Source organism: Nocardia elegans NBRC 108235 (assembly GCF_001612845.1).
Taxonomy (GTDB): Bacteria; Actinomycetota; Actinomycetes; order Mycobacteriales; family Mycobacteriaceae; genus Nocardia; species Nocardia nova.
Map to the genome: position 1 here is coordinate 45,127 of NZ_BDBF01000056.1, position 7,122 is coordinate 52,248.

At 67.7% G+C, this 7,122-nt stretch carries 6 protein-coding genes and 1 pseudogene; 3 read left to right on the forward strand and 4 right to left on the reverse strand.

Features of this window, described 5'->3' with window-relative positions; genetic code table 11:
* Positions 1–179 precede the first annotated feature (179 nt).
* Positions 180–1,157 (reverse strand): DUF3152 domain-containing protein, encoded by a 978-nt coding sequence (locus NE2_RS30155; protein ID WP_063031599.1) that lies wholly within the window; start codon positions 1,155–1,157, stop codon positions 180–182.
* A gap of 429 nt (positions 1,158–1,586) precedes the next feature.
* Here NE2_RS30155 and fasR point away from each other — a divergent pair, with 429 nt between their 5' ends.
* The gene (gene fasR, locus NE2_RS30160; protein WP_030515992.1) at positions 1,587–2,249 is read left to right on the forward strand and encodes an HTH-type transcriptional activator FasR; all 663 of its coding nucleotides are present in this window, start codon (positions 1,587–1,589) and stop codon (positions 2,247–2,249) included.
* Between the two features lie 219 nt (positions 2,250–2,468).
* On the opposite strand, the gene NE2_RS30165 is transcribed toward fasR, so the two are convergent.
* From NE2_RS30165 to NE2_RS30175, 3 genes are all read right to left on the reverse strand, one after another.
* Positions 2,469–2,696, reverse strand: coding sequence for a DUF3107 domain-containing protein (locus tag NE2_RS30165; RefSeq protein ID WP_030515993.1), 228 nt, complete (start codon positions 2,694–2,696; stop codon positions 2,469–2,471).
* 124 nt (positions 2,697–2,820) lie between these two features.
* Positions 2,821–3,519, reverse strand: coding sequence for a ferritin-like fold-containing protein (locus NE2_RS30170; RefSeq protein ID WP_063010276.1), 699 nt, complete (start codon positions 3,517–3,519; stop codon positions 2,821–2,823).
* 129 nt (positions 3,520–3,648) lie between these two features.
* Positions 3,649–4,698 carry an alpha/beta fold hydrolase gene (locus tag NE2_RS30175; protein WP_063031584.1) on the reverse strand — a complete coding sequence of 350 codons (1,050 nt, stop codon included), beginning with the start codon at positions 4,696–4,698 and terminating at the stop codon, positions 3,649–3,651.
* Positions 4,699–5,268: 570 nt separating this feature from the next.
* On the opposite strand from NE2_RS30175, the gene NE2_RS30180 reads away from it, so the two are divergent.
* Positions 5,269–6,885, forward strand: a complete 1,617-nt coding sequence (locus NE2_RS30180) for a DEAD/DEAH box helicase (protein ID WP_233429921.1) — start codon at positions 5,269–5,271, stop codon at positions 6,883–6,885.
* A gap of 26 nt (positions 6,886–6,911) precedes the next feature.
* A pseudogene (locus NE2_RS30185) lies at positions 6,912–7,122 on the forward strand (Rv3212 family protein); the annotation flags it as partial.

Sequence of the window (7,122 nt, forward strand, 5' to 3'; positions counted from 1 at the left end):
GTGCAACGCGGCGAATCGGGCCGTTCTTCCCAGTACCGCCTCTCCGCGACTTTAGCGTGCCGCCGCCTGCCGCAAGACTTGCGGGTCGGGCCGGCGTTTGGCTGCCCGCTCGGCGTAGCCCGTCCCCGGCGAGTTACCCATGTACTCCCGAGATCAGCTGTGGCGTTGGCATGCCGTCGTCACCCGCGGGGATACGGCCAGGGGTTGAAGCGGCACCTTTTCCCGTCCATCGGCACCACACCCTGCGGGTCCAGGGTCGCGATGTCGTTGTTGCGGGTGCCGAAGGTCTGCTGCATCATCACCGGCGCCAATCCGCCGTCGATCTCGCACGGCTGATGTTCGTGGTAGCCGATGGCGTGACCGACCTCGTGGTTGATCTGATACTGCCGGTAGGAGCCGATATCGCCCTCGAAATCGGTGGCGCCGCGCACCCAGCGCACCTCGGAGAGAACCACGCGGCCGAGATCGGAGTTGTAACAGGAGGAGTCGATCGGGATTTCGAAACCGCAGGCCGATTTGGTGGTCTGCCGGGAGGTCAGCGAGACCCGGAAATCCGGTTCGCCGTTGTCGATCCGGCGGAAGCCGAAGCGCGGATCGTGGGTCCAGCTCTTCGGGTTGGCCAGGGTGGCGTCCACCATCTTGGCCACCGAATCGTCCCCGCCGAGCGAGGTGGTGTCGACTCCGTTCTCGACCTCGACGGTGTAGGTGAACAGATGCGCCTGACCGGCCCCGACCTGCGCCGATGCGCCGGGAACGATATGCCAGGTGCCCGCCGCGGTCTCCGTGAACGCCCCGCCCGCGGGCAGCGCGCCGGAGGGCGGATCGCCGGCGAACTTACCGTCGCCCTTGGGTGGTGCGCCGATGATGCCGGCCTTGCTGGTGTGCTGGCTGAGCCGGCCCAGGGCGGGGGTGGAGCCGCCGGAGGTGTCGGTACCCCCCTTGACGGCGTCCACGATCACCAACACGGTGATGATCACCAGTACCGGAAGCGCGTAGGCCCGCCAGCCGTAGGTGGAGACGAACCGCCCCAGCGCGCTCTGCTTCTTCGTATCGCGTTCCGGCCGTGGCCGATTCGCCGCGTCGTGGGCGCCGGTCGGATCCCATTTCGCACGCAGCGGTTGATGGGAACGATCGCCGTGGCCGTTGCCGGAATACAGGCCGAGCGGATCGTAGAATTCGGAGCTTTCCGTAGGTAGCTGCCGGTCACGCCGACCGGTAGCGGCCGATTCCGCGCGCGCGGCCAGAACACCTGCGGGGCGAGGCGAATCGGGCCCGCCGGTCGTTCTGCCCCGTTGTTCGCTCACCCGAACAGATTCTCACAGGCCGTTCGGCGACATCTACATACCTGCCGTTGACCGGCCGGGGTTGCGAGAAATCTCACCACTGTGCGAGATTTCTCACGGCGGCCAGTTACTGACAGGTTGCCAATAGGTGTGGAAGGTTATTCGAATACCACAACGGCAGGAACGGGATCGGCTTCCCAGCCAGTGCAGCCGACCCGCAGCGGGCTGCATCACGAACGAGTATCGTTCGTTGAATACCGTGCACATCCACGTTCCCGCCGGGAATCGACTGGGAGAACCGAAATGACTGACCTCGTGGACCGGATGACGTCCTCGCGACTGTCGTCCGAGGCCATGGCACCGAGCAAGCGCGGAACTCGCCTACCCCGGGAGGCCCGCCGTGCCCAGCTGCTCGCCGCGGCCAGCGAGGTCTTCGTGCTGCGCGGCTACCACGCCGCCGGCATGGACGAGATCTCGCAATGCGCCGGCGTCTCCAAACCCGTTCTGTACCAGCACTTTTCGAGTAAGCTCGAACTGTATCTGGCGGTCCTGCAGAACTACATCGACGCTTTGGTGTCGAGTGTCCGCCAGGCGCTGCGGTCGACCACCGACAACCGGCAGCGCGTCCGGGCCGCCGTCGCGGCGTACTTCGACTTCGTCGACCACGAAACCCAGGGTTTCCGACTGGTTTTCGAATCCGACCTGACCAGCGAGCCGCAGGTGCAGCGGCGCGTCGAACAGGCCACCGAGGCCTGCGTGGACGCGGTGTTCGACCTCGTCGCCCACGATTCCGGACTGGACCCCTACCGCGCCCGCATTCTGGCCGTGGGACTCGTGGGCGCCAGCCAGATCACAGCGCGCTACTGGCTCGAGGCGGACCGGCCGATCCCGAAGGAAGAGGCCGTCGACACCACCGTCCAGCTCTGCTGGGGCGGTCTGTCCCGCGTGCCACTCTCCCAGCGCTGAGAGCGCTCCCCCGCCTCTCCGCGTATTTTGCGTACAAGTGAGTGCCGCGTAGGTTTCTGCCCGGTCCTGCGTTGAGAGCGCATGCACCTTCTGGGCGTGCCCGGCGAGTTACCCATGTCCTCGGGAAATCAGGCAGACGTTTCGGCCCCGGCTTGCTTCGACAGCAGGCCGGGGCCTTTCGTTCATCATGCCCGCAGCTACTTCGACCGCAGGCGCCTTCTACACCGCGGCGAAACCCACGCGGCCGCTGGTGGAGGTGCCGATTTCGACGTAGGCCACCTTCGCGGCCTGAATCAGGTACTTGCGGCCCTTCTCGTCCTCGAGGGTCAGCACACCGCCCGAACCGCTCAGCGCGCCGGATACCAGCGCCTCGACCTCCTCCGGGGTCTGCGAGCTGGCGATGACCAGTTCCCGCGGGCTATCCGAAATGCCGATCTTGACCTCCACGGCCAACCTCCTAGAGTCCAGATGGTGTCGCTGCCCAGGCTAGTGCAGCGAACGGGTCGGAGACGATGCGCCTGCCTGTGCTGTCAGCGAACAGCCGACGGTCCCGACGGCCGTCGCGAGCGGCTCATCCCAGGCTCAGCACACGCATCCGCTCGGCATGCGAGTTCTGCATCCGTTCGAACAGCGCTGCCACCCCGTTGAGGTCGCCGGTGGCGGTGAGCACCAGTTCGGTCAGCTCGTCGCGCTGGGCCATCACATACTGCGCCTGGGTGATGGCCTCGCCGAGCAGCCGGCGGCCCCACAGCGTGAGCCGGTCGCGCTCGGAGCGGCTGACGGTGACCGCCCGGCGCACCTCCTCGATGACGAATTCCGAGTGGTGGGTCTCGGCCAGCACATCGCGCACGACCGCGGCCACCTCCGGCGCCAGCGCATCGGCGAGCACCGCGTAGAAGTCGGCGGCGATACCGTCGCCGACATAGAACTTGACCATCGACTCGAGCCAGTTCGAGGGATCGGTCGAGGCGTGGTAGGCGTCCAGGGCCCGCACGAACGGCGCCATCGCGTCGAAGACGTCGACGCCACGCCCCTGCAGCGCCCGCTCGAGCGTCTCGAAATGCTCCATCTCGGCGGCGGCCATCTTCGCCACCGCCACCTTGCCCCGCAGCGTGGGCGATAATTTCGCCTCTTCCGCCAGGCGGTAGAACGCGGAGATCTCACCGTAGGCGAGAACCGCGAACAGATCGGTGACACCGAGATGGTCGGCGGGGATTCGATGATCGGATTCGGTCGAAACACCCAGCGCGCCAGATGTGTTTGCACCCATGACCATCACCCTAGTGGGTCGGCGCCCGGAGGGGGCGGCGGCGCGGCGCCGAAAAGAGTTCCCCCGCCGGCCGCGCTTCACACCGGCAGGTCCGAACCGGCGGACAGCTGTCGCCGCCGCTTCGCCGGATCATGCCTGGTCGCCCAGAAATTTCTCCAGGTAGCCCCACGTGGTGTCGCGGGCGATCAGGATGCCCAGATGACTGCCGGGCGAGGTCTCGTATCGCACCTCGCGGGCGCCGGTCAGCGTTCGCTGCCCGTGCGCCACCGCCGCCGCGGGAGTGATCACGTCGTCGGTCCCACCCACCAGCAGTACCGGCGCGGTGATCTCGGCCAGCTCGATCGGCCGGGCGCCGACGTGCACCACGCCCTTGCCGATGTCGTTGGCGAGCATGAACCGGCTCCACAGCTGGTTGTAGAAGCGGCCGGGGTAGCCGGGCAGCCGGGACTGGAACCGGTCGATCGTCTCCATTCGGGCCAGCGTCGCCGAATCGGTCAGATTGCCGGCCAGGAACATCGGCCGGCGCAATTCCCGCTCCCAGGCGGCGGCGCGGTAGGCGAGGCGGGTCAGCGGCGCCGGAACACCGCCGGCCGCCCGGACCAGGTTCGACACCGTGCGCCCGCCGTCGATGCGCGCCAGCGCGCGCACCTGCGGGACCCCGTTCACCCGGTTGTAGTCCAGCGGTGCGCCGACTGCGGTCACGGAGCGAATCGGCAAGGTCGCGTCGGCCGCGGCGGTGAGCAGCGACAGCACGCCGCCGAGGGACCAGCCGACCAGATCGACGGGAGCACCGTCACGATCGGCCGAGACGCGGCGCACCGCCTCGGGCAGAATGTCGTCGACCCAGTCCTCGAATCCCATGCGGCGGTCGGCGAAGCCGATCTCGCCGTAGTCGACCAGATAGGGGCGGCGGCCGATCTCCAGCAGGAAGCGAGCCATACTCTGGTCCGGGCGCAGGTCGAAGCACACCGCGGGGGCCGCCAGCGGCGGAACCATCAGCACCGCCGTGTCGTCGGCGGGCGGGGGTCCGGCGGGATCGACGTCGTAGCGTCGCAGCAGCCGGTGCGGTTCGTCCCAGAGCACCGTCGAGGGAGTGGGAACAGGCGCTTCGATGCCGTCGCCGAAGGTCAGCGCCCATGCGTTGCGGGCCGCGACGCCCACCGTCTCTGCCAAGCTCACAGCGACCAATTTATCGTGTGACACATCGTCTCACATATGTGGGCTGGGCCACGCCCGGCCGGGACCGCCCGTGGAATCCGCTCGCACCGAGGGGAAAAGCGGACATATCGAACCCGCGGCACGCCTGCACATACTTCCGGGCAATCGCCGTTCTCATCGCCCGCGCAATTTCGCCGGTCGGACGAATTACCGTGTGCCGCAGCCGGACCGGACACCGAGCAGCCGCCCACGACAGCGCGAGCGAGGCGAAGAAAACTATCACGCTACAATCTCTATGGGCAACGGAAATTTTCGCTCGCACCGCCATATCCCGGCCGGTATATCGGGACCGGTGGTCGAGGCAGTGCGACAAGGGGTAACCGACGCCCGCCGAAAATGTGCGCGCACCAGATCCGCGACCCTTTGCGCCGCGCCCGGACAGCGATCCGGGTGGCGAGAGTGCAGGTGGAACCCGCCGGAAATGTGGTGGCCCGGAAATCCGGTCCCAATCCACCCTCGTGCGCGCTGGATGCGATCAACACGAGGAAGGCACGAATCCTGAGCAAGATCACCGTTGAACAAGAACCCGGGTTGGCGGACACGCTGCTGACAGCGGAACTCGACTCCACCCACACCACTCCGACATTCGCCGAATTGGGCGTTCGCCCCGAAATCGTGCGTGCTCTCGGCGAGATCGGAATCGAACACACATTCGCCATCCAGGAGTTGACCCTCCCCCTCGCGCTGGCCGGCGACGATCTGATCGGCCAGGCCCGCACCGGGATGGGTAAGACCTTCGGATTCGGCGTACCGCTGCTGCACCGAATTTCCACCGCCGATTCCGGCACCACGGCATTGGACGGCACGCCCCGCGCGCTCGTCATCGTGCCGACGCGGGAACTCTGCGTCCAGGTCACCCAGGATCTGGAGAATGCCGGCAAATACCTGAGCAATCAGCAGGGACGCCTGCGCGTCACCTCGATCTACGGCGGCCGCCCCTACGACGCGCAGATCGCCGCATTGCGCGAAGGGGTCGACGTCGTCGTCGGCACCCCGGGCCGTCTGCTGGATCTGGCCGAACAGCAGCATCTGATCCTGGGCAAGGTCGGCGTACTCGTGCTCGACGAAGCCGACGAAATGCTCGACCTGGGCTTCCTGCCCGATATCGAGCGCATTCTGTCGATGGTTCCCGAACAGCGTCAGACCATGCTGTTCTCGGCGACCATGCCGGGCCCGATCATCACGCTGGCCCGCACGTTCCTGCACAAGCCCACGCATATCCGGGCCGAGGAACCCTCCGATTCCGCGGTGCACGATCGCACCGCGCAATTCGTCTACCGCGCCCACGCGCTGGACAAGAGCGAATTGATCGCGCGGATTCTGCAGGCCGAGAGCCGCGGTGCGACCATGATCTTCACCCGCACCAAGCGCACCGCCCAGAAGGTCGCCGACGATCTGGCCGACCGCGGTTTCGCCGTCGGCGCGGTCCACGGCGATCTGGGTCAGATCGCGCGTGAGAAGGCGCTGGACAAATTCCGCAAGGGCAAGATCGACGTGCTGGTCGCGACCGATGTCGCCGCCCGCGGTATCGATATCGACGACGTCACCCACGTCGTCAACTACCAGTGCCCGGAGGACGAGAAGACCTACGTGCACCGCATCGGCCGCACCGGCCGAGCCGGACGCACCGGTGTCGCGGTCACTCTTGTCGACTGGGACGAGCTGCATCGCTGGGCGAGCATCGATTCCGCGCTGGGCCTGGGCATGCCCGAGCCGGTGGAAACCTACTCGCGCTCCGAGCACCTGCGCAGCGATCTCGGCATTCCGGAGAACGCGACCGGAACCGTGCGGCGCGCACCCGCGCGCGAACCGGATGCGGTCGTGGAAGAGCGGGAGGCACGCCAGCCCCGCAAGCGCAATCGCCGCCGCACCCGCGGTGGTAAGGCGGTCGACGCACCCGAGGGCGCCACGGCCGAGTCGGCCGAGTCCGCGACGGACACTACGGAAAGCACTGCGGCGCAATCGGTTCCGGCCGACCAGCCCGCGGGCGAAGCAGCCGAGGGCGACAAGCCGGCGCGGCGTCGTCGCCGCCGGCGCCGGCGCCGCAAGCCCGCCGCGGAGGGCGGTGACACCACCGGCGGTGACGTCTCGGCAGACGAGTCCGGTAGTGCGGCAACGGGTGGCGATCAGACTGCCGCATCGGCCTAGTCGCCGGATCGGTTAGTCTCGCTGACGTGCTCGCACCCGAGCGGCGGACGCGCGCCGACCTCTATGCCGCAGTCGCGATCGCCGTTGTCGTGGCGATCGCGGCCGCTGTCGCGTGGTCGACGAGCGACGCCCGCGGCACCGAATCCGATCCCGCGGCCCATCCGGCCTCGGTGGCGCCGGCGGCCGATCGGCTGCCGGACTCCCTCACCGAACGGTGGCAGGCACCCGACGGCGTCT